The sequence below is a fragment of the Vibrio sp. 1069 genome (genome assembly GCF_033340555.1).
In genome coordinates this window covers 1-19,370 of record NZ_JAWOWP010000014.1, presented here as the reverse complement: position 1 = coordinate 19,370, position 19,370 = coordinate 1, and the positions used below count along the sequence as shown (strand labels likewise).

Below are 19,370 nucleotides of genomic sequence, written 5' to 3'. Positions count from 1 at the left end.
TTCCGTTAGTCACTGAAGTAGCACTATAGTTTTTTAATAAAACGGCTTTCTACTTCAATGGTGAATTCGTTGCTCTTATCGGTGAGTATAAACTGAATTGTCGTAATCGCAGAGTTTAGCTTGTCAGGATCGGCACCAAGACTCATTGGCAGGTTTAATACCTCACCTGGCTGGACCTGAATTGTCTGCTTACCATACCAGCTTACATCGGATAGCCCTTCAACATCCAACGAGTACTCTTGCACTTGCTGAGTTTTGTTGATCACTTTGAGGGTGTAGGTGTTTTCTACTTCTCCCGAGCTATTAACGCGGAACAGTTGGTTACGGTCGCGAATAACACTCATGCCGGCTGGGTCTACCGCTGCAATTTGGGCAAAGAAAAGACCGACCATGACGAGTAGTACGACACCATAGCCTAGCAGCTTCGGACGCATGACTTTGGTACTCTTACCCGATAAGCGATGTTCGGTGGTGTAACTAATTAGGCCTTTCTCGTAGCCCATGCGATCCATGGTGTTGTCACACGCATCAATACAGGCGCCACAGTTGATACATTCATACTGCAAGCCGTCACGAATATCGATACCTGTTGGGCACACCTGCACACACAAATCACAATCAATACAATCACCCAAACCAAGCTGCTTTGGATCGGCTTTACGCGGACGTGGGCCACGTTTTTCCCCACGTTTTGCATCGTAGCCAACGATGAAGGTGTCTTTATCAAACATGGCAGACTGGAAGCGCGCGTAAGGACACATGTGAATACACATGATGGAACGCATCCAACCAGCATTACCATAAGTACAAATGGCAAAGAACATTACCCAAAAGACGGGCCAGAAGTTGGCGTTAAAGGTGAAAAAGTCGATAACCAATTGCTTCATTGGCACGAAGTAGCCAACAAAAGTAAAACCAGTGGCGAGTGCAATGGCAAACCAAGCTATATGTTTGACGGTTTTACGCATCGCTAAATTCGCCGTCAGCTTATTGGAGTCTTGTTTGCGGCGTTTATTGGCACTACCTTCCAGCTTCTCTTCAAACCAGATATACATGAAGGTCCAGACGGTTTGTGGGCAGAGATAGCCACACCAAACCCGACCCAAGAAGGTGGTAATAAAGAACAACCCAAACGCCGCGATCACAAACAGCAAGGCGAGTAGGGTAAGATCTTGTGGGTACAGGGTGGTACCGAAAAAGTTGAACTGCTGGTTGCCAATATCAAGCAAGATCGCTTGACGTTCACCGTAAGGAATCCACGGTATCAAAGCGAAGAGAAGCAGTAAGAACCAACCACCGTAACGACGCAGTTTCTGGTAAGTCCCTTTGCTTTCGCGTACATAGATGCGATTACTTGGGTTGAACCGATCCCCGTTTCCTTTATGGGTTTTGGGATTATAGGTTTTAGGAGTCACATCTTTGATATCGATCTTGTCCTGACTCATGCACTCATCCTTCTTAGGCTTTTATAATGTACGGCGTCATTTCTATTGATGTCGCTCGATGACATTGCTGCTCGTTCCGTCATAAAGATGACCGAACATAATTATTTTAGTAAATACTGATGAACGGCGATTATACAATCAATAACAATTCCGTTTCTTTAACGCAGTCAATGTTTAACAACAAAAATCAGTACAGTTAACCTGATAATTGGCTGAACAGTTATAACCAATTGTGGGACTAAAAACTTTGGTTATAAAAAAGCGACTCACAGAGAGAGTCGCTTAAAGAATACTGGCTGTTGAGCTGGTTATTTGATGATGCCACGAGCGCGTAGGATCGCCGTTTTAAAATCGTCCTCTTGGTCTTTTTTGAGTCCAGGGATCATTTCATCTTTGCTGCTATTACGCATTTTAAGGTGGTAGATCAGTACATCGTCGGTCAGATCTTCTAGCTTTCCTTTATAGCCTGCTTCTTTTGCCAGCTTAACGATGAACTGCAAGAGGTTCAGCTCTTGATCTTTATGCCATTCAGGCTCTAGTAGCTCAAGCAGCTCTTCAATGCGATGACACTTCATTTCTTTCTCCACAGAATTTATAGGTGTAATTAGCAGTAAAGGTACCAAATTGCTTTGCTAAGACCAAATAGGAAAAACGATCTCTTTCACTGTAGTTTGTTCTAAGTCTTTGAAGCTTTATGAGTCGCGTGCAAAGAAAAAAGCGCAGCTGGCGCCGCGCTTTTGATTAAGCTGCTTTGATAACTTTGGCCGGAACACTCGACATCATTGCTGTCTTCTCAACCAATGTCATTGCTGGCGCAACTTGCTTTGCCTTTGGTGCAGTAGTAAAGCCACTGCGGCGGCGCATTGCACTAGTATTAGTGTGTGCGAACCTGACTGTTGTTGGGCGCATTAATTTACCTAACTGTCAGGCATATCCATTGCCGATGTAATGGCCTGAATCATTATGAGCTAGGCTCCAACAAGATTGAAGAATCACTCTTCTGGCTCTCGCCAATCCAGTTAATGAGTCAGGAATACCGATATGCATGCATATCAAGTGTAAGATTAGCATCCTTGTAATAATTGGTCGATAGTTGAGCAATTGAATTGTTTAGATTTTGTCATTTTGTCGCGATGTTCGAGGCAATTTTTGTTTGATCCCACGATCAGCAGTAGTAGTATGAGATCTCGATGAAGGAGGTGCCTATGTCATTTTTGAAGAAGACACTTGCCAGTTTTGGGATTGGGAGCGCGAAGGTCGACTCAATCTTAAACCAAGACGTGCTATACCCAGGTCAAAGTGTGGATGTGTCTATCCATGTATATGGTGGTGCGACTGAACAAGCGATCGACAACATTGATTTAAAACTCTGTTGCCGCTACATCGCAGAAGCCCCTGATGACCGTGGTGCGCGAGAAGGACACAGCATGCGCCGAGTACCTCAAACTCATGTGCTTGCTAAGTGGAGTCTCCCTTACGCATTTACCATCCATTCCGGCGAAGAGCGTACCTTCGATGTTAAGCTCGATGTGCCTTGGAACACGCCTATCACCATTGGTGATGCCAAAGTATGGTTAGAAACCGGCTTAGACGTTGCCGCTGCTTTGGATCCGACTGATAAAGACATCCTCACCGTTCGACCTGATCCACTGATGGATGCGGTACTATCTGCATTTGAAGCGCAAGGTTTACGAATTCGCCAGGTGGAATGCGAGGAAGTGAAAGGATTCGATCTACCATTTGTGCAAGAGTTTGAACTGGTGCCAACCGACGGACCTTACCACGGCGTGTGGCGCGAATTAGAATTTGTTGCCCACCGCAGTGAGCAAGAGCTCAAGTTGTGGTTTGAAGTTGACCGCACACGCAAGGGGCAAGGTGGCATGCTCGCGAGCTTACTGAGTAGTGGCAAACTCAAGCGAGAGCTGACCATTCCTGCCACGACTAAGCCAGATCAAGTTGGCGAACTGGTACTCAATTATCTCGATCAAACTACTGCCGTTCATGAGTCTTAATTTAAGCTTACACGTGTAAGCCTAATGTGCCATACTAGAGCAAATTTCAAACTCTAGTATAGGCGCATTGATGTCCGAGCTGCAGAAACCTCAATACAGTCAACGTGAAGAACTGGCCAATACCATCACCCACGGTATAGGGATGATTTTTGGTATTGTTGGCTTGATACTGCTGTTAGTTAAAGCCATAGACCATCAAGCTGACACTTTAACGCTTACCAGTATGGCGATTTATGGTGCGAGTATTATCGTGCTATTTTTGGCCTCGACGCTCTATCATGCGATCCCTCATCCCAAAGCGAAACGTTGGCTAAAAACCTTCGACCACTGTGCTATTTACCTTTTGATAGCAGGCAGCTATACCCCTTTCTTGTTAGTCAGCTTAAGAACACCTCTAGCATTTGGGTTGATGATCGTTATTTGGAGCATTGCGTTGATCGGCATCATCATGAAAGTTGCGTTCGTCTATCGATTTAAAAAGCTTTCTTTGATGACGTATTTAGTGATGGGATGGTTATCGTTGATTGTGATTTATCAGTTGGCGATCAACTTGGACGTCGGCGGACTTACACTGCTTGCTGCTGGTGGAGTTGTGTATTCACTGGGCGTGATTTTCTACGTTGCGAAGCGCATTCCCTTTAACCATGCGATTTGGCACGGCTTTGTTTTGGCTGGCTGCGTGTGCCATTTCTTTGCGATTTATTACTTTGTTGAGCCTATCTAGCCGATAGGCTCAACAAAGAATATTAAACACGTATTAGCGAGTTTTTACCTCTAGCACTTTGGCAGAAAACTGGTATTGCTGTGATTGCGGTACAGCCAATTTAATGCTCTTACCTTGTTCCGCTTGCTGTGGTCGCAGGTAGGTATCCGCCATGCGCTTGATGGATTGCCAAACCGTCACGTTTTCTTTTGCCAGTTGCTGACCAGACATATCAAACACTTGCACCTCAACTTCCACTTGAATGACAGATTGAGAGCTTTGGTTAGTGATTGATGTAGGCAAAATAAGCTCACCGCTTTGATAGCTTGCTGAACCAATCAATACATCCACACCTGAATCTGATAGCTGCATGGTTGGCTTTTTGGCGTTTACCACCACGGTCGTGCCAACGGTTTTCGTTACCACTGGAATTGTCGCAATCGCAGGAGCTGCGATTGTTTCAACTACGCTTGCTGTTGTTTGTGTCTCCGTCGCTTGCTGCGCCGGTTTTTTCATGACGTATTCCCAGGTAAAGTCATCGTTCAACTTCACTTCTCGACCATCGGCTAAAGTGATGACCTCGGCGGCGTATGTGGATGAGGCGGCAAGTAGGGTCGCCAGAGTAATCCATGTTTTCATTGTTATACCTTTTAATTAGAGTCTGCTTAGCGGCGCCAAAACGCAGGAAAGAACAGTACAAGAATAGTCAGAATTTCCAAGCGGCCCATTAACATCCCAAAGCTTAAGAGCCATTTGGCAGTATCGGGCAGAGGCGCGAAGTTGCCTGTCGGGCCAATCACACTACCCATACCAGGGCCAACATTGGCAACGGCGGTGATTGAGCCAGAAATACTGGTCACAGGGTCGAGGCCAAGAGCACTTAAACAACCCGCGATAAAGATAATGGTGATAAAAAACATCAAGCCAAATGCCACCACTGAGCGAACAATATCATCATTCACCGGTCGCTGGTTATAACGCTGTACAAACACCCCTGAAGGGTGAATCAACTTCATCATTTGTTTGTTTAGCAGCGTCATCGCAATTTGGAAGCGGAAGATTTTGATCCCGCCAGACGTTGATCCTGAGCATGCTCCCGCCATCATTAAGAATGCGAAAAGAGTAGTGGGTAATGCGCCCCATGCGGTGAAGTCTTCTAAGCCAAAGCCAGTTGTGGTGACGACAGAGACAATATTAAACATCGACACTCGCAGGGCATCCAAAATGGTGTACCCATCTCGAATCACTAGCCAAGCTGAAATCACTAAGCTAGAGAATACGAACAGGTACGCAAATCCTCTAACTTGAGCGTCGTTAACCAACACATCAATACGGCGTTTACGTAACGCGGCGATAAAGAGCAAAAACGGCAAACCACCTAAGAACATAAAGGTAGTGGCCACCCAATGTGCGCCATTAGAGAAGTGGTTCATTGATCCATCAGACGTAGAGTATCCACCCGTCGATAGCGTAGTAAAGGCATGGTTGATTGCTTCGAACAGGTTCATGCCGGTGATCAAGTAGCCCAAAATACATAGGCCTGTTAGCATCAAATAAACCGCTACGATGTTTTTGGCGACCGTTTTCGCTCTTGGACTACTTTTATCCGACCAATCTGATGATTCGGTTTGGAATAGCTTCATACCACCGACATTCAGCATAGGTAGCACTGCTACCGCCATCACGATAAAACCAATGCCACCAAGCCACTGTAAAATAGAGCGCCACAACAATATACTCGGCGCCATGTTGTCTAGGCCACTGAGCACCGTTGAGCCCGTCGTGGTGATACCCGACATCGTTTCGAAGTAGGCGTCGGTGAAGCTGATGTGGTTGATAAACACAAATGGCAAGGCGGCAAACGCACTCGCGATGGTCCAAACCAAACTGGTGATGAGGAACATATCGCGTACGCTGAGTTTGAACTTGGCGGTTCGACCTATCGTTAGGCAGATGAAGGCGGCAAGGTGCGTGATCACAACGGCTTGGGCGAAATCGAGGAATCCCCCCGTACCGGTAAAGAAAGCGACCAAAGTCGGCACGTACATAAACAGGGCCAGTTTGGATAAAACCAGCCCGATAACAAACAGTACGGGACGTAAGTTGACCATAGGAAAATCCTAGAGGAAGAATGGACTCGGCTGGAATAGCGCTTCGACGTCTGATACGTATTTTTTGTTGACCAGGAACATCACCACATGGTCATCCTGCTCGATGACCGTACGGTCGTGGGCAATAAGAACTTCTTCGCCACGAACGATAGCACCAATGGTGGTCCCAGGTGGAAGTTTTATATCTCCAATCGCACGTCCAACCACTTTAGATGTACTTTCATCACCGTGAGCGACGGCTTCAATCGCTTCCGCAGCGCCGCGGCGAAGTGAGGACACGTTTACGATATCAGCGCGACGAACGTGCGTTAGCAAGGCTGAAATAGTGGCTTGCTGAGGTGAGATTGCTACATCAATTACGCCGCCTTGTACCAGGTCTACATAAGCGCCACGTTGGATCAGCACCATCACTTTTTTAGCGCCCATGCGTTTTGCCAACATTGCAGACATGATGTTGGTTTCATCTTCGTTGGTCAGCGCGATGAAGACGTCGACTTGGTCGATGTTCTCTTCCGAGAGAAGCTCTTGGTCTGCCGCATCACCGCAGAACACGATGGTGTTTTCTAGTTGCTCAGAGAGCTTTTCTGCACGCTGGTAGTTACGCTCAATCAGCTTCACGCTGTAAGTTTGCTCTAGGCGTTTAGCCAAGCTTGCGCCGATGTTACCCCCGCCAACAATCATGATGCGGCGGTACGGTTTTTCTAGACGCTGAAGCTCACTCATCACTGAGCGAATATGATTACTTGCTGCAACGAAGAACACTTCATCGTCGGCTTCAATAATCGTGGTGCCTTGTGGGCGAATCGGGCGACCCTGGCGGAAAATAGCCGCCACACGGGTATCGATGTGCGGCATGTGCTCACGCAAAGCAGACAGCGCATTACCCACCAGCGGGCCACCATAGTAGGCTTTCACCGCCACTAGGCTGACTTTCTGTTCAGCAAAGCTCACCACTTGCAGCGCGCCTGGGTATTGGATCAGACGTTCGATGTAGCTCGTGACGAGTTCTTCTGGTGCGATAAGGTGATCAACAGGAATAGCGCCAGATTTAAACAGGGCTTCTTTTTCTGCCAAGTATTCTGGAGAGCGAATACGTGCAACGCGGTTTGGGGTATTGAATAGAGTGAACGCGACCTGACAGGCAGCCATGTTGGTTTCATCAGTGTTGGTTACTGCGACGAGCATATCGGCGTCTTGCGCGCCAGCTTCATGCAGCACGTCTGGGTGGCTCGCATGGCCATTGACCACACGCAGGTCGTATTTGTCCTGCAATTCACGCAGTCGGTCGGCATTATTGTCGACGATGGTGATGTCGTTGTTTTCACCCACTAGGTTTTCTGCCAGTGTGCCGCCAACCTGACCTGCACCAAGAATAATGATCTTCATACTCTTTTCTCGTATCTGAAAAAGGCGATTGAAATCACTTCAATCGCCCTATTTAGCATGCTGTTACGCGTGTGTTTTAGTTAGCACTGCGTAGTAGAAACCATCCATATCTTCTTCGCCTGGTAGAATTTGACGACCAGGCTGGTCGGGATCAGAATCCAGCAGTTGCGCATCCGCGGTACGTGCTAAAAACGCTTTTACTTGCTCCACGTTTTCTTGCGGTGTGATTGAACAAGTCGCGTAAACCATGGTGCCGCCGGGCTTCAGTTGCGTCCACATGGCATCAAAAATTTCACTTTGCAGCTCTGCTAATGCGGTGATGTCGTCTGCACGACGTAGCCATTTGATGTCTGGGTGACGACGAATCACGCCAGTCGCAGAACATGGGGCATCCAGCAAAATGCGATCAAATTGCTCGCCTTGCCACCATTCTTGTGGATTACGCGCATCACCGCAAACCACTTTTGCCTGAAGGTTGAGACGCTTCAGGTTTTCATGCACACGTTTCAAGCGTGTGTCGTCGCAGTCAATCGCGACCACTTCACTGCCTGACGTGCGCTCTAGAATGTGCGCCGTCTTGCCACCTGGCGCTGCACAGCAATCTAAAATCAGTTCGCCGTCTTGTGGTTTTAGATAGTTGATCGAGAGCTGCGCCGCCGCATCTTGGACCGAAACCCAACCTTTTTCAAAACCAGGTAGCTTCATCACGTCACATGGTGCGGCCAATTTTATGGCGTCCATTGCTTCTGTGTGTGGCGTGCTATCAATGTTTTCATTTTTGAGTAGCGTTAGGTATTCATCACGAGTATGGTGCTGGTGGTTTACACGCAGCCACATTGGCGCTTTTTGGTTGTTGGTTTCAACAATGCTTTCCCACTGCTCTGGGTAAGCTTCTTGCAGCAGTTTAAGTAACCAGCTTGGGTGGCCGTACTTGCCCGAATTGTTGCTGACCGCCATTTGGTCTAGCTCTTCTTGGTTGCGCTGGTAGTTACGCAATACCGCGTTGATAAGACCGCGCAGACGAGGGCCTTTCAGCTCTTTAGTACCTTCAACCGTTTCACCGACTGCAGCGTGCGCAGGAATACGCATGAAGCTTAGTTGATAAATGCCAACCAAAATAAGGTGATGGAAAACGCGTTGTTTGCCTTTTAACGGCTTATCCATCAATTGGTTTGCAATCATTTCTAGGCGAGGGAGGTAACGTAGAGCGCCGTAACAGATCTCTTGTAGAAGAGCGTGGTCACGTGGTCGTACGTTTTGTTGAGCCGCTGGAAGAGCGCTTGAAAGTGAGTGGCCCTTGTCGACGACAAGATACAAGACGTTGGCAGCCGCAGCGCGAACATTCATGATGAGTACCTTAAAGTAAAGGAGGGCATCTCTGCCCTCTAAAAGTTCGTATTATTGGTCTTTGACACTATTGTCTGGCTTTTTAAACCAGTTGGGTGCCAACTTCAAACCAAGATGCACGTGAGTTCAAAATATCTTGAACTGACATGGCTTTTTTACCCGGAACTTGCAGTTGTTCCAGTACCAGTGTGCCATTGCCTGTCGCAACATAAATACCGGTTTTATCTGCTTGCACAATCGTGCCCGCTGGCTTGCCACTGCTTTGTTCTGCCACACGGCTTTGCCATACTTTGATGCTGTTTTCAGCCGCTTCAAAGTGGCTCATTGGCCATGGGTTGAATGCGCGAACGCAACGCTCAATGTGTGCCGCGTCGTCATTCCAATTAATGCGTGCTTCTTCTTTGCTTAGCTTCTTCGCGTAGTTTGCAAGCTCGTCATCTTGCTTTACTGGCTCAGCTTTACCTGTTGCGATGTCTGCTAGGCAGTCAATCAGAGCATCAGGGCCTAAGCCTGCAAGTTTTTCGTACATAGATGCGCTGGTGTCACTTGCTTCAATCGGCAATGTTGCGATTTTCAGCATGTCACCTGTATCCAAGCCAATGTCCATCTGCATGATGGTTACACCTGTTTCTGCATCACCAGCCCAAATTGAGCGTTGGATAGGAGCTGCACCACGCCAGCGAGGAAGAATCGAACCGTGCACGTTAATACAGCCCAGTTTAGGCGTATCTAGCACGACTTGTGGAAGCAATAGACCGTAAGCCACAACCACCATGATGTCGGCGTTCAGATCAGCAAGCTCTTGCTTGGCTTCATCTGATTTGAAGTTTTCTGGCTGGTATACCGGAATATCGTGCTCAAGCGCGATGGTTTTCACTGGGCTGGCAGTAAGCTTCTTACCACGACCTGCTGGGCGGTCTGGTTGAGTGTATACCGCAATTACTTCGTGCTCCGAAGACAACAACGCCGCCAAGTGACGGGCGGCGAAATCCGGAGTACCTGCAAAGACAATACGTAAAGACTGACTCAAGGTAGGCTTCCTTCTAATTAAATTGTATCGAGATTAAGCGTTTTGCTGTTTCTCGTTAAAGCGTTTGATTTTCGCTAGCTTGTCTTGAATACGCTTACGCTTAAGTGGCGATAGGTAATCAACGAACAGTTTACCCATTAGGTGGTCTAGTTCGTGTTGAACGCAGATTGCTAGCAGATCGTCAGCGTCAAATGTGTATTCTTTGCCGTCGCGATCTAGGGCTTTAACCGTAACTTCAGCAGCGCGAGGCACAAGTGCGCGAGCACCTGGTACCGATAGACAGCCTTCTTCGATGCCGTCTTCACCACGCTTTTCCAGAATCTCAGGGTTGATAAGCACCATCGGCTCATCGCGAGTTTCTGAAATATCAATCACTACGATACGTTTGTGGATATCAACCTGCGTTGCAGCAAGGCCAATACCTTCTTCGTCGTACATGGTTTCAATCATGTCATCGACGATTTTTTGAATCTCAGGTGTCACCGCTTCAACAGGCTTTGCGACTGTGCGCAGGCGATCATCCGGGAATGTTAATACTTGTAATACAGACATATTCACTCGAAATATTGAACTGTGCCGAAACAGCACAAACCTTGTTGTCTCAATTCTAGACATTTTATAGCCTAAATGACAGCATCCTTGCACCAATTTCCATTCTGGTTCCTGCTTAATAGATCAAGGACGAGGGTCATGAATCGAATTTTCCGCAACGTTGCCAGTGTTACGTTGCCGTTACTTTTCTCTTTCAACGCTGTAGCAAATGTGGATGCGAACCCACTGACTGTTAAAGATGATGCGCCACAAACATATGTAGTTGTGAAGGGCGATACGCTATGGGATATTTCGGCCATGTACTTGGATAGCCCGTGGTTGTGGCCTCGTTTATGGCAAGTAAACCCAGAAATCGATAACCCTCATTTAATTTATCCCGGAGACAAGCTGTCTTTGGTGTGGATTAACGGTCAGCCCGTGTTGAGCCTAAAACCGGTTAAGAAGCTGAGCCCGAAAGCTCGCATCACAGAAAAGAAAGCCGTACCAACGGTCGCGGAAGGTTTGGTGATGCCTTACCTCAAATCGGATCGGTTGCTAGATAAAGATTCGTTGAACAGAGCAGCAAAAGTGATGGGTAGCAGCAAAGGCAGTAAGTATCTGACTGCAGAAGATGTGCTGTATATCAATGGCAATCAGACCGCGACAGGTTGGGCTATTTACCGACCAGTAGCTACCTTTTCGCGTGACGATGTGTCCGAAGAGATTACCGCGCTGCGTTTGATTGCCAAAGGCGAGCTCGTTGAAGCTTCGAGTGATTATTCAGGTTTGAAGCTTACATCGCAAATGCAAGAAATCCTACGTAACGATATCGCGTTGCCAAATCAATCGGTTGAGAATACTGACTTCACGACTACGTTCTATCCGCTGCCGTCGCCACAAGGCAGTTCTGCAAAGTTGCTAGGTAATATCGAAGGTATTCGCTTTAGTTCAACTAACCAAGTCGTGGTGATTGATAAAGGCACGTCAGATAATCTCAAGCAAGGCAGTGTGTTTGATTTAAAAGAAGACGCGCACCCAGTTTACAAAGACGGCGATGAGTTCAAGAAAGAGTTTGGCGTGCTTGATAAGAAAATTACTTTGCCTCAAAGCAAAGTTGGTGAGTTGCTGGTCATTCGTCCTTATGAGTACTTTAGCTTGGCACTGATCACTAACAGTACGAAACCCATTAACCAAGATATTTCGGTGGTGTCACCGTTGGCGGACGAATTAACCATCGATGAATCGACGAAATAACGATGATCTCGTTGCCTGGTTAAAACTGAGTTGTTTACCAGGCATTGGCGGCGTCAAAATGAATAAGCTACTGGCAAGAGACACGCCATGTAACATCGTAAACTTCTCTCCTGAACAGCTACAACAACTTGGGTTAACAACTAAGCAAATTCAAGCTTGGGCTTCAACAGATAAAGAAGTCGATGCTTGTTTAAGCTGGCTTGAGGCTTCTACAAACCATCATATCCTGACACTGACTGACCCGCGTTATCCACCTCAACTCAAACAAATCGTTGCACCGCCACCTCTACTTTTTGTTCAAGGAAACCCTACTTGTCTTTCTCAGCCACAAATCGCGATGGTTGGCAGTCGAAATGCGAGTATTGATGGATTACAGCATGCACGTCAGTTTGCTGCAGAGTTTGTTCAGCACGATTTTATTGTCACCAGTGGTCTCGCTTTAGGCATTGATGGTCATGCGCATGATGGTGCGTTGCAAGCGGGTGGTAAGACGATTGCGGTGCTAGGATCTGGCTTAGAAAATATTTATCCGGCACGTCATCGTGGTTTAGCGCAACGTGTTATTGAACATGGGGCTTTGGTGTCTGAGTTTCGGCCTAATGCCAAGCCGCGCCCAGAAAACTTCCCGCGTCGTAATCGTATTATTAGTGGATTATCGCTTGGTGTGCTGGTCGTCGAGGCGGCGAAAAAGAGCGGCTCGTTAATTACAGCTCGTTACGCGCTTGAGCAAGGTCGAGAAGTATTTGCGCTGCCAGCGTCAATCAATGCCCCCAATGCCTGCGGTGGAAACCAGTTGATACGTCATGGCGCTTGCCTCGTAGAAAAGACGAAAGATGTCTTAGATGAAATACAGTCCTTGCTTGATTGGTCTATTAATCAGAGTACCGATTTATTTTCTACGTTAAATGATGAAGAAGAATTGCCATTTCCTCAGCTGTTAGCTAACGTAGGAAGTGAAGCTACACCGGTTGATATTCTTGCAAACAGGACCAATATACCTGTCCAAGAAGTCATGATGCAGCTCTTAGAGTTAGAACTCTCTGGGCATGTCGTTGCGGTTTCAGGTGGCTATATTCGAAAGGGGAGGGGCTAGCTATGATGATGGATATACTGATGTATCTATTCGAAACCTACATCCATAGCGATGCAGAGTTACAGGTCGAACAAGACGAGTTGGAAGAAGAATTGCTTCGCGCTGGCTTCCAACAAAAAGATATCTATAAAGCCCTTGTCTGGTTAGAAGAGCTCGCAGCGCTGCAGCAAAGTGATACATCTTCTGCGATTTCGGCTTGTATCGCGTCATCATCGACTCGTATCTACACTGCGAAAGAGATACAGCGTTTGGATTTGGAGTGCCGAGGTTTTTTATTGTTCCTTGAGCAAATCAATGTATTGACGACAGAAACTCGTGAAATGGTGATTGACCGAGTGATGGGGCTAGAAACGAGCGAGTTTGAGCTTGAAGACCTCAAATGGATCATTTTGATGGTGCTGTTTAATGTGCCTGGTAATGAAAACGCTTATACGCTAATGGAAGAGCTGTTGTACACCAAAGAACAAGGGATTCTTCACTAACCCAATCTAGGCAAGTTCGAGTTTAGCTAGCAAGAACGCGAGCTTGTCTTTTGGTGTGTTTTTCACGAAACGGTAAGTATGAGTAGTAAAATCGACAACACCCTTTTCTCTGCCCATGAACACTCATTGGAACACGAGCCGTGTCCTAAATGTGGCAGCGAGTTGACCCTCAAACATGGCAAACACGGTCCCTTTCTTGGCTGTAGCCACTACCCAAGCTGTGATTACATCAAAGCCCTGCACAACAATGATGGACACATCGTCAAAGAGCTTGGCGTTCCTTGTCCAGATTGTGGTAACGAGTTGGTATTACGCCAAGGGCGTTATGGCATGTTTGTTGGTTGCAGTAACTATCCGGCGTGCCATCATATTGAGTCGATTAATCAACCTGAGCCAGAAAAGCAGTCGCAAGAGCACCACGCGTGCCCTGAATGCGGTAAAGGTCATTTAGTTGAACGTAAGACGCGTTTTGGTAAAACTTTCTACGCATGTGATAACTACCCTAAATGCAAATTTGCTGTGAACCTTGCTCCGGTCAAGGGGCGATGCGAAGAATGTGGTTTTACGTTGTTGGTGGAGAAGAAACTCGCCAGTGGTGTGAAATTGCAATGTGCCAACCGTAAGTGCCAGCACACTCAACAAGGGTAAATACATCAAAGGAATTAAAAAGGGTCGCATCGTGCGACCCTTTGTGGTTTTTGGGGCTAGATTTTAGCGTTGTGCTTGTTTCGCAAACTCGTGCACGGCTGGGAAAGCCTGTTCATCCAATACGTCTGCTAATGCACAAAGTTTACGATTAAGTTCGCCAGTGTAGTCACCACATACGTTGATGTGGCCCATCTTGCGACCCGCACGTTTTTCTTTGCCGTACCAATGAATGTGGCAACCATCCATCGCTAGCAATGCTTCTGGTAGTGTGTCTTCACCAAGAATATTAATCATCGAGGTTTCACGAACCAACTTCGTGCTACCCAAAGGCATGCCGCACACGGCGCGTAGATGATTCTCAAATTGACAGGTTTCTGCACCCTGTTGAGTCCAATGACCAGAGTTGTGTACGCGTGGTGCGATTTCATTGACTAGCAAAGTACCGTCAACATCGAAGAACTCCAGCGTTAGCACACCAACGTAATTCAAGCTGTTGGCAACGGCCGTGAACATCTGTTTTGCTTGCTCTTGCAACTCTGGTGCATCAATCGCAGTAGAAAGGCTCAATACACCATTGGTGTGGACGTTCTCTGCCAGAGGGTACACTTCAACGCTGCCATCTTTACCGCGAGCACCAACCAGTGAAACTTCGCGGTTAAAAGGGACAAATTCCTCAGCAACAATCGCTTGAGTTGGTGTTGCGGCAATGCACTCTGCCATCTCAGTCCAAATGTCGTCGACTTGAGAAGCTTCTTTTAAGCGCCATTGGCCTTTACCATCGTAGCCACCCAATGCACTTTTCAGAACCATTGGCATACCAACGTGTTCAATTGCGCGCTCAAAGTCTTCACGAGTTTCAATGACGTAGTATTTCGCGTTGCGCACGCCAGCATCATCAAGCAGTGCTTTTTCAATACGGCGATCACCACCTGCTTTGATGGCTTGCGTACTTGGTAGGAACTTGCCGCTCGCTTCGCAAACCTTGAGCACGTCATGTGGAATATGCTCGAACTCGGCAGTAATCACATCAACTTGCGTAATCGCATTTTCCAAGCCATGGCTAAGTACCTGTTGAGTTAAAGGGTGAACGACATCACCGCTGCTGACATCGTAAGCTGAAATTTGAATATTCAGTGGCGCACCAGCCAGAGACATCATACGAGCCAACTGACCCGCACCAAGAACCAGTACATGCATCTGATTAATCCTCTGCAGGGTTTGCATTTGCGAGAACTGTTTCCGTTTGCTCATTACGGAATGCTTCTACCTTCGCCATGATGTTTTCATCATGAGTGCCTAGGATTTGCGCAGCTAGGATACCGGCGTTTGCTGCGCCCGCTTCGCCAATCGCCAATGTACCAACCGCAATTCCCTTTGGCATCTGTACAATAGAAAGCAGTGAATCCATACCTTTCAGTGCACGAGACTGAACGGGAACCCCAAGCACTGGCAAACTAGTAAACGCCGCCGCCATACCAGGTAGGTGGGCTGCACCACCTGCGCCTGCGATGATAACTTTGATGCCGCGTTCTTTTGCGCCACTGGCGTAGTCAGCCAGTAATTGAGGAGTTCGGTGTGCTGACACGACTTTTGTTTCGTAAGGCACGCCAAATTGATCTAGCATGTCCGCTGCTAGTTTCATGGTTGGCCAATCGGATTTAGAACCCATGATGATACCGACTTTCATCTCAAACTCCTTTAAGCTGCAAAAATTAGGTGAGCTATAAATTTGTGCGCATTATACGGGGATTTTTATCTCAAGCAAACGTTTGCGTCTTGTTGTTGGCGCTATTGATACATTTTATAAAAAAATTGCTTTAGTGTCTGAGAATGAATATTTGTACACTTAGTGAAAACAACACAGTCAAACAAATAGGAAGTAATCGGTGGATAACTTTGAACAAGTGCTCAACGCACTCAAGCAAGGCGAAGTGATTGCCTATCCAACAGAAGGGGTTTTTGGTGTCGGATGTGATCCAGATAACCCAGAAGCAATTCAAAAGCTATTAGAGCTCAAGCAGCGTCCGGTAGAAAAAGGGCTGATTCTCATCGCTGCAAGTTACGATCAGCTCTTGCCTTATATTGATGAATCTCAGTTGACTGAAGAACAATTACAGACTGTTCATGCCACTTGGCCAGGCCCATACACTTGGATCATGCCAGCGAGCGATAAAGTATCCAACTGGGTTTCAGGGCAGTTTGATTCAATTGCGGTTCGTGTGACTGATCATCCTTTGGTGCAAAAAATGTGTAATGCATTCGGAAAGCCGTTAACCTCTACCAGCGCGAATCTTTCCGGCTTACCACCGTGTATGACCACGGAAGAAGTCGAAGAACAGTTGGGTGATAAGCTGGTCGCCATTCTTCGTGGCGAGACCAGCGGTCGTGATAAACCCAGCGAGATTCGTGACGCCAAAACTTCACAAATATTAAGACAGGGTTAACCCTGCTAGCCAGCCATCATTAGGTTTCACGTAATAGGTAATAACGTATGTCAGCGATCGATAAGCACGCCGTAAAGCAGTTCTTGATGTCACTTCAGGACTCCATTTGTCAGCAGTTAGAACAAGAAGATGGAAAGGCCGTCTTTGTCGAAGATGCATGGCAACGTGAAAAAGGAGAGCGTCTGGGTGGCGGTGGTCGCTCACGTGTTTTGCGTGATGGCCTTGTTTTCGAGCAGGGAGGCGTGAACTTCTCGCATGTGGAAGGGAAAGAAATGCCAGCATCTGCGACAGCGCATCGCCCAGAGCTAGCGGGTCGTCGTTTTGAAGCGATGGGTGTTTCTTTGGTTATTCACCCTAAAAACCCTTACGTACCGACTTCACACGCCAATGTCCGCTTCTTTATTGCAGAAAAAGATGGCGAAGACCCAATTTGGTGGTTTGGTGGTGGTTTTGACCTAACGCCGTTCTATCCATTTGAAGAAGATTGCCAATCATGGCACGACACTGCAAAACTGCTTTGTGCGCCATTTGGTGACGATGTTTACCAAGAGCATAAAGCATGGTGTGACAAATACTTCTTCCTACCACATCGTAATGAAACTCGCGGTGTTGGCGGTTTGTTCTTTGATGATCTAAACCAGTGGGAATTTGATAAGTGTTTTGCTTACATCAAAGCAGTGGGTGAAGGCTATTGCCAGGCTTACTTGCCGATCGTTTCTCGTCGTAAAGAGATCAAGTATGGTGAGCGTGAGCGTGAATTCCAACTATATCGTCGCGGCCGTTACGTAGAGTTCAACTTAGTGTATGACCGTGGCACCTTATTTGGTTTACAAAGTGGTGGGCGTACTGAGTCGATTCTGATGTCAATGCCGCCGCTCGCTCGCTGGGAGTACTGCTACGAGCCAGAAGCGGGATCGCCAGAAGCTGAACTTTACGAGCGATACCTAACGGCCCGAGAGTGGTAAGCACGGAATCTCCTTTTCTATATAGATAGATAGTGATAGGGTCATCTGTAATCAGGTGGCCCTGTTTTCTCTATATCTAAGTAAGGAACAAAGGTAAGGAAATGACCCAGCAAATCGATCGCTATGCCGTGTTTGGTAATCCTATCGGACACAGTAAGTCGCCATTCATTCACACCTTGTTTGCTCGTCAAACTAATCAATCTTTGGTGTATACCGCAGAAAGTGCACCTGTTGATGGTTTTATTGACGCGGCGAAGGTGTTTTTTGCTGAAGGTGGCAAGGGGTGCAACATCACTATGCCATTTAAAGAAGATGCTTATCAATTTGCTAGTCGATTGACAGAACGGGCTCAGTTAGCAGGCGCGGTAAATACCCTCAAGAAGTTAGACGATGGTGAAATCATCGGTGACAACACTGATGGTGCAGGTTTAGTGCAAGATCTGCTTCAGCATCAGGTTGTATTGGAAGGCGCGCGAATCCTAATTATTGGCGCTGGTGGTGCCGCTCGTGGTGTTATTAAGCCACTACTTGATCAAAAGCCGACCTCTTTAACCATTACCAACCGTACCTTTAGTAAAGCACAGGAGCTCGCAGAGCTGTTTGTCTCTCACGGTCCTATCCTCGCCAAAGAGATGGCAAGTATTGATGAAGAGTATGATGTCATCATTAACTCCACATCCGCTTCTCTTAGTGGTGAACTGCCGACTATTTCATCTTCCATCTTTGCCGCTAACAGTACAAGCTATGACATGATTTATGGCAAAGGGGTGACGAGCTTTAACTTATGGGCAAAAGAGAATGGTGCCGCTCATGCGTATGACGGTCTTGGAATGTTAGTTGGGCAGGCTGCGGAAAGCTTTATGCTCTGGCGTGGCTTACGTCCTGGTGCCAAACAAATTCTCAGAGAACTAAGAAAGAACCTTGAAGGTCAATAAGCGATGAATCAATCCATCTTATTCCCAGATATTCAATCATGGGATGAAGTATCACAATCGGTAAACTTTTCGGCGCAACAATCAGGCGCACTAATAGAGTGCTTTGTGACGAAACAAAAGTTAGAAAAGCTCAGTGGTTCACTGATTGAAACTGAGCAAGCGGCAATTAAAGTGTTTACTGATTACCGATTCGACCTAGAAGAAATGGCTGAAGAGCTAATAGAAGATGAAGCCTTCAACGAAGAAGGCTATATCATCATCGGTTAACAGGGCTTTAGTTCAAGTCTTTTACTTCATTTAAGTAGTCGTTTTTGTTCTGCACATAGTTGTTGGCAGACTTTTGCAAGAAAGCTCGTTCTTTTTCTGATAGAGGGCGAGCTTGTTTTACTGGGCTTCCAACATATAAGTAGCCACTTTCTAATACTTTCCCAGGTGGCACTAAACTGCCTGCTCCGATCATCACCTCTGACTCAATTACAACAGCATCTAAAACAATAGCTCCCATACCAACCAAAACACGATCGTGGATCTCACAACCGTGCAGCATCACTTTGTGGCCAATCGTAACGTCATTACCAATAATCAATGGGTAGCCGTTTGGGTTTTCGGCGTTCTTATGGGTGACATGCAAAACACTGCCATCTTGAATATTCGTTCGATCACCAATGTGAATGTGGTTTACATCGCCTCGCGCTGCTACCAATGGCCAAATGCTAGAATCATCGCCAATTCGGATATCACCGACTAAAACAGAGGTTGGGTCAACGTAAACACGCTCACCAAGTTCAGGCTTTATACCTTTGTAGCTTCTCATTGAGCTCATCTTTTTTCCTTATTCAGGGCGATTACAGGGTGTATGGAGGTAGAATAGTAGTGAAAACTCGCCTTTTAGAATAAAAAACACCCAAACGATAAAAAAATCAAAAAAAACGAGAAAAAGGGCTTGCCAATGTGATCGCAATCTCTATAATGCCACCTCGCTGA

22 protein-coding genes are annotated in these 19,370 nt (G+C 46.8%); 10 read left to right on the top strand and 12 right to left on the bottom strand.

Going from position 1 to position 19,370, the window contains the following annotated elements; all coding sequences use genetic code 11:
- Positions 1–23: 23 nt before the first annotated feature.
- From ccoG to R7040_RS18505, 3 genes are all read right to left on the bottom strand, one after another.
- A complete protein-coding gene (gene ccoG, locus R7040_RS18515; RefSeq protein ID WP_318081522.1) occupies positions 24–1,445 on the bottom strand; it encodes a cytochrome c oxidase accessory protein CcoG in 1,422 nt (473 codons plus the stop codon).
- 308 nt (positions 1,446–1,753) lie between these two features.
- Entirely contained in the window at positions 1,754–2,020 is a 267-nt protein-coding gene (locus tag R7040_RS18510; RefSeq protein ID WP_005379040.1) for a YihD family protein, read from the bottom strand.
- Positions 2,021–2,186: 166 nt separating this feature from the next.
- Positions 2,187–2,354, bottom strand: coding sequence for a hypothetical protein (locus R7040_RS18505; RefSeq protein WP_005379043.1), 168 nt, complete (start codon positions 2,352–2,354; stop codon positions 2,187–2,189).
- Positions 2,355–2,650: 296 nt separating this feature from the next.
- On the opposite strand from R7040_RS18505, the gene R7040_RS18500 reads away from it, so the two are divergent.
- Entirely contained in the window at positions 2,651–3,457 is an 807-nt protein-coding gene (locus tag R7040_RS18500; RefSeq protein WP_025768919.1) for a sporulation protein, read from the top strand.
- Positions 3,458–3,527: 70 nt separating this feature from the next.
- Positions 3,528–4,181, top strand: coding sequence for a PAQR family membrane homeostasis protein TrhA (trhA, locus tag R7040_RS18495; RefSeq protein ID WP_025768918.1), 654 nt, complete (start codon positions 3,528–3,530; stop codon positions 4,179–4,181).
- A gap of 33 nt (positions 4,182–4,214) precedes the next feature.
- Here the strand turns inward: trhA and R7040_RS18490 are convergent, their stop codons facing one another.
- The 6 genes from R7040_RS18490 to def all read right to left on the bottom strand — a co-directional run bounded on the left by R7040_RS18490 (position 4,215) and on the right by def (position 10,586).
- Positions 4,215–4,799: a DUF3157 family protein gene (locus tag R7040_RS18490; protein ID WP_005379050.1), complete on the bottom strand. Its 585-nt coding sequence runs from the start codon at positions 4,797–4,799 to the stop codon at positions 4,215–4,217.
- Positions 4,800–4,825: 26 nt separating this feature from the next.
- Positions 4,826–6,271: a TrkH family potassium uptake protein gene (locus R7040_RS18485; RefSeq protein WP_017821575.1), complete on the bottom strand. Its 1,446-nt coding sequence runs from the start codon at positions 6,269–6,271 to the stop codon at positions 4,826–4,828.
- A gap of 9 nt (positions 6,272–6,280) precedes the next feature.
- Entirely contained in the window at positions 6,281–7,657 is a 1,377-nt protein-coding gene (gene trkA / locus R7040_RS18480; protein WP_005379062.1) for a Trk system potassium transporter TrkA, read from the bottom strand.
- A gap of 63 nt (positions 7,658–7,720) precedes the next feature.
- Positions 7,721–9,004: a 16S rRNA (cytosine(967)-C(5))-methyltransferase RsmB gene (rsmB, locus tag R7040_RS18475; RefSeq protein ID WP_064354425.1), complete on the bottom strand. Its 1,284-nt coding sequence runs from the start codon at positions 9,002–9,004 to the stop codon at positions 7,721–7,723.
- Between the two features lie 82 nt (positions 9,005–9,086).
- A complete protein-coding gene (gene fmt, locus R7040_RS18470) occupies positions 9,087–10,034 on the bottom strand; it encodes a methionyl-tRNA formyltransferase (RefSeq protein ID WP_064354424.1) in 948 nt (315 codons plus the stop codon).
- Positions 10,035–10,067: 33 nt separating this feature from the next.
- Positions 10,068–10,586, bottom strand: coding sequence for a peptide deformylase (gene def, locus R7040_RS18465; protein ID WP_064354423.1), 519 nt, complete (start codon positions 10,584–10,586; stop codon positions 10,068–10,070).
- Between the two features lie 138 nt (positions 10,587–10,724).
- Here def and R7040_RS18460 point away from each other — a divergent pair, with 138 nt between their 5' ends.
- From R7040_RS18460 to R7040_RS18445, 4 genes are all read left to right on the top strand, one after another.
- A complete protein-coding gene (locus R7040_RS18460) occupies positions 10,725–11,819 on the top strand; it encodes a LysM peptidoglycan-binding domain-containing protein (RefSeq protein WP_017821578.1) in 1,095 nt (364 codons plus the stop codon).
- Positions 11,803–12,912 (top strand): DNA-processing protein DprA, encoded by a 1,110-nt coding sequence (gene dprA / locus R7040_RS18455; RefSeq protein WP_149192458.1) that lies wholly within the window; start codon positions 11,803–11,805, stop codon positions 12,910–12,912. Before R7040_RS18460 ends, dprA begins: the two co-directional genes overlap by 17 nt.
- A gap of 2 nt (positions 12,913–12,914) precedes the next feature.
- Complete coding sequence (locus tag R7040_RS18450) at positions 12,915–13,394, top strand: DUF494 family protein (RefSeq protein ID WP_031823674.1); 480 nt, start codon at positions 12,915–12,917, stop codon at positions 13,392–13,394.
- Positions 13,395–13,472: 78 nt separating this feature from the next.
- Entirely contained in the window at positions 13,473–14,042 is a 570-nt protein-coding gene (locus R7040_RS18445; RefSeq protein WP_213967861.1) for a type I DNA topoisomerase, read from the top strand.
- A gap of 63 nt (positions 14,043–14,105) precedes the next feature.
- Here R7040_RS18445 and R7040_RS18440 read toward each other — a convergent pair whose 3' ends face one another.
- Both R7040_RS18440 and purE read right to left on the bottom strand, forming a co-directional pair.
- The gene (locus R7040_RS18440) at positions 14,106–15,239 is read right to left on the bottom strand and encodes a 5-(carboxyamino)imidazole ribonucleotide synthase (RefSeq protein WP_213967860.1); all 1,134 of its coding nucleotides are present in this window, start codon (positions 15,237–15,239) and stop codon (positions 14,106–14,108) included.
- A 4-nt stretch (positions 15,240–15,243) separates the two neighbouring features.
- Positions 15,244–15,729: a 5-(carboxyamino)imidazole ribonucleotide mutase gene (purE, locus tag R7040_RS18435; RefSeq protein WP_064354421.1), complete on the bottom strand. Its 486-nt coding sequence runs from the start codon at positions 15,727–15,729 to the stop codon at positions 15,244–15,246.
- Positions 15,730–15,928: 199 nt separating this feature from the next.
- Between purE and R7040_RS18430 the strand changes: the two genes are divergently transcribed.
- The 4 genes from R7040_RS18430 (at position 15,929) to R7040_RS18415 (ending at position 18,653) form a co-directional block, all read left to right on the top strand.
- Positions 15,929–16,486, top strand: a complete 558-nt coding sequence (locus tag R7040_RS18430) for an L-threonylcarbamoyladenylate synthase (protein ID WP_005379084.1) — start codon at positions 15,929–15,931, stop codon at positions 16,484–16,486.
- A gap of 47 nt (positions 16,487–16,533) precedes the next feature.
- Positions 16,534–17,451 (top strand): oxygen-dependent coproporphyrinogen oxidase, encoded by a 918-nt coding sequence (gene hemF, locus R7040_RS18425; protein ID WP_054579451.1) that lies wholly within the window; start codon positions 16,534–16,536, stop codon positions 17,449–17,451.
- Positions 17,452–17,552: 101 nt separating this feature from the next.
- The gene (gene aroE / locus R7040_RS18420; protein WP_017821584.1) at positions 17,553–18,386 is read left to right on the top strand and encodes a shikimate dehydrogenase; all 834 of its coding nucleotides are present in this window, start codon (positions 17,553–17,555) and stop codon (positions 18,384–18,386) included.
- A gap of 3 nt (positions 18,387–18,389) precedes the next feature.
- Positions 18,390–18,653: a DUF1488 domain-containing protein gene (locus R7040_RS18415; protein ID WP_064376867.1), complete on the top strand. Its 264-nt coding sequence runs from the start codon at positions 18,390–18,392 to the stop codon at positions 18,651–18,653.
- Between the two features lie 7 nt (positions 18,654–18,660).
- On the opposite strand, the gene R7040_RS18410 is transcribed toward R7040_RS18415, so the two are convergent.
- Complete coding sequence (locus R7040_RS18410) at positions 18,661–19,209, bottom strand: gamma carbonic anhydrase family protein (protein ID WP_005379096.1); 549 nt, start codon at positions 19,207–19,209, stop codon at positions 18,661–18,663.
- Positions 19,210–19,370 lie beyond the last annotated feature (161 nt).

What these genes read in the sequence shown, in the direction of transcription:
- ccoG (WP_318081522.1), bottom strand. Translation starts at nt 1,445, where the DNA reads ATGAGTCAGGACAAGATCGATATCAAAGATGTGACTCCTAAAACCTAT.
- R7040_RS18510 (WP_005379040.1), bottom strand. Translation starts at nt 2,020, where the DNA reads ATGAAGTGTCATCGCATTGAAGAGCTGCTTGAGCTACTAGAGCCTGAA.
- R7040_RS18505 (WP_005379043.1), bottom strand. Translation starts at nt 2,354, where the DNA reads ATGCGCCCAACAACAGTCAGGTTCGCACACACTAATACTAGTGCAATG.
- R7040_RS18500 (WP_025768919.1), top strand. Translation starts at nt 2,651, where the DNA reads ATGTCATTTTTGAAGAAGACACTTGCCAGTTTTGGGATTGGGAGCGCG.
- trhA (WP_025768918.1), top strand. Translation starts at nt 3,528, where the DNA reads ATGTCCGAGCTGCAGAAACCTCAATACAGTCAACGTGAAGAACTGGCC.
- R7040_RS18490 (WP_005379050.1), bottom strand. Translation starts at nt 4,799, where the DNA reads ATGAAAACATGGATTACTCTGGCGACCCTACTTGCCGCCTCATCCACA.
- R7040_RS18485 (WP_017821575.1), bottom strand. Translation starts at nt 6,271, where the DNA reads ATGGTCAACTTACGTCCCGTACTGTTTGTTATCGGGCTGGTTTTATCC.
- trkA (WP_005379062.1), bottom strand. Translation starts at nt 7,657, where the DNA reads ATGAAGATCATTATTCTTGGTGCAGGTCAGGTTGGCGGCACACTGGCA.
- rsmB (WP_064354425.1), bottom strand. Translation starts at nt 9,004, where the DNA reads ATGAATGTTCGCGCTGCGGCTGCCAACGTCTTGTATCTTGTCGTCGAC.
- def (WP_064354423.1), bottom strand. Translation starts at nt 10,586, where the DNA reads ATGTCTGTATTACAAGTATTAACATTCCCGGATGATCGCCTGCGCACA.
- R7040_RS18460 (WP_017821578.1), top strand. Translation starts at nt 10,725, where the DNA reads ATGAATCGAATTTTCCGCAACGTTGCCAGTGTTACGTTGCCGTTACTT.
- dprA (WP_149192458.1), top strand. Translation starts at nt 11,803, where the DNA reads ATGAATCGACGAAATAACGATGATCTCGTTGCCTGGTTAAAACTGAGT.
- R7040_RS18450 (WP_031823674.1), top strand. Translation starts at nt 12,915, where the DNA reads ATGATGATGGATATACTGATGTATCTATTCGAAACCTACATCCATAGC.
- R7040_RS18445 (WP_213967861.1), top strand. Translation starts at nt 13,473, where the DNA reads ATGAGTAGTAAAATCGACAACACCCTTTTCTCTGCCCATGAACACTCA.
- R7040_RS18440 (WP_213967860.1), bottom strand. Translation starts at nt 15,239, where the DNA reads ATGCATGTACTGGTTCTTGGTGCGGGTCAGTTGGCTCGTATGATGTCT.
- purE (WP_064354421.1), bottom strand. Translation starts at nt 15,729, where the DNA reads ATGAAAGTCGGTATCATCATGGGTTCTAAATCCGATTGGCCAACCATG.
- hemF (WP_054579451.1), top strand. Translation starts at nt 16,534, where the DNA reads ATGTCAGCGATCGATAAGCACGCCGTAAAGCAGTTCTTGATGTCACTT.
- aroE (WP_017821584.1), top strand. Translation starts at nt 17,553, where the DNA reads ATGACCCAGCAAATCGATCGCTATGCCGTGTTTGGTAATCCTATCGGA.
- R7040_RS18415 (WP_064376867.1), top strand. Translation starts at nt 18,390, where the DNA reads ATGAATCAATCCATCTTATTCCCAGATATTCAATCATGGGATGAAGTA.
- R7040_RS18410 (WP_005379096.1), bottom strand. Translation starts at nt 19,209, where the DNA reads ATGAGCTCAATGAGAAGCTACAAAGGTATAAAGCCTGAACTTGGTGAG.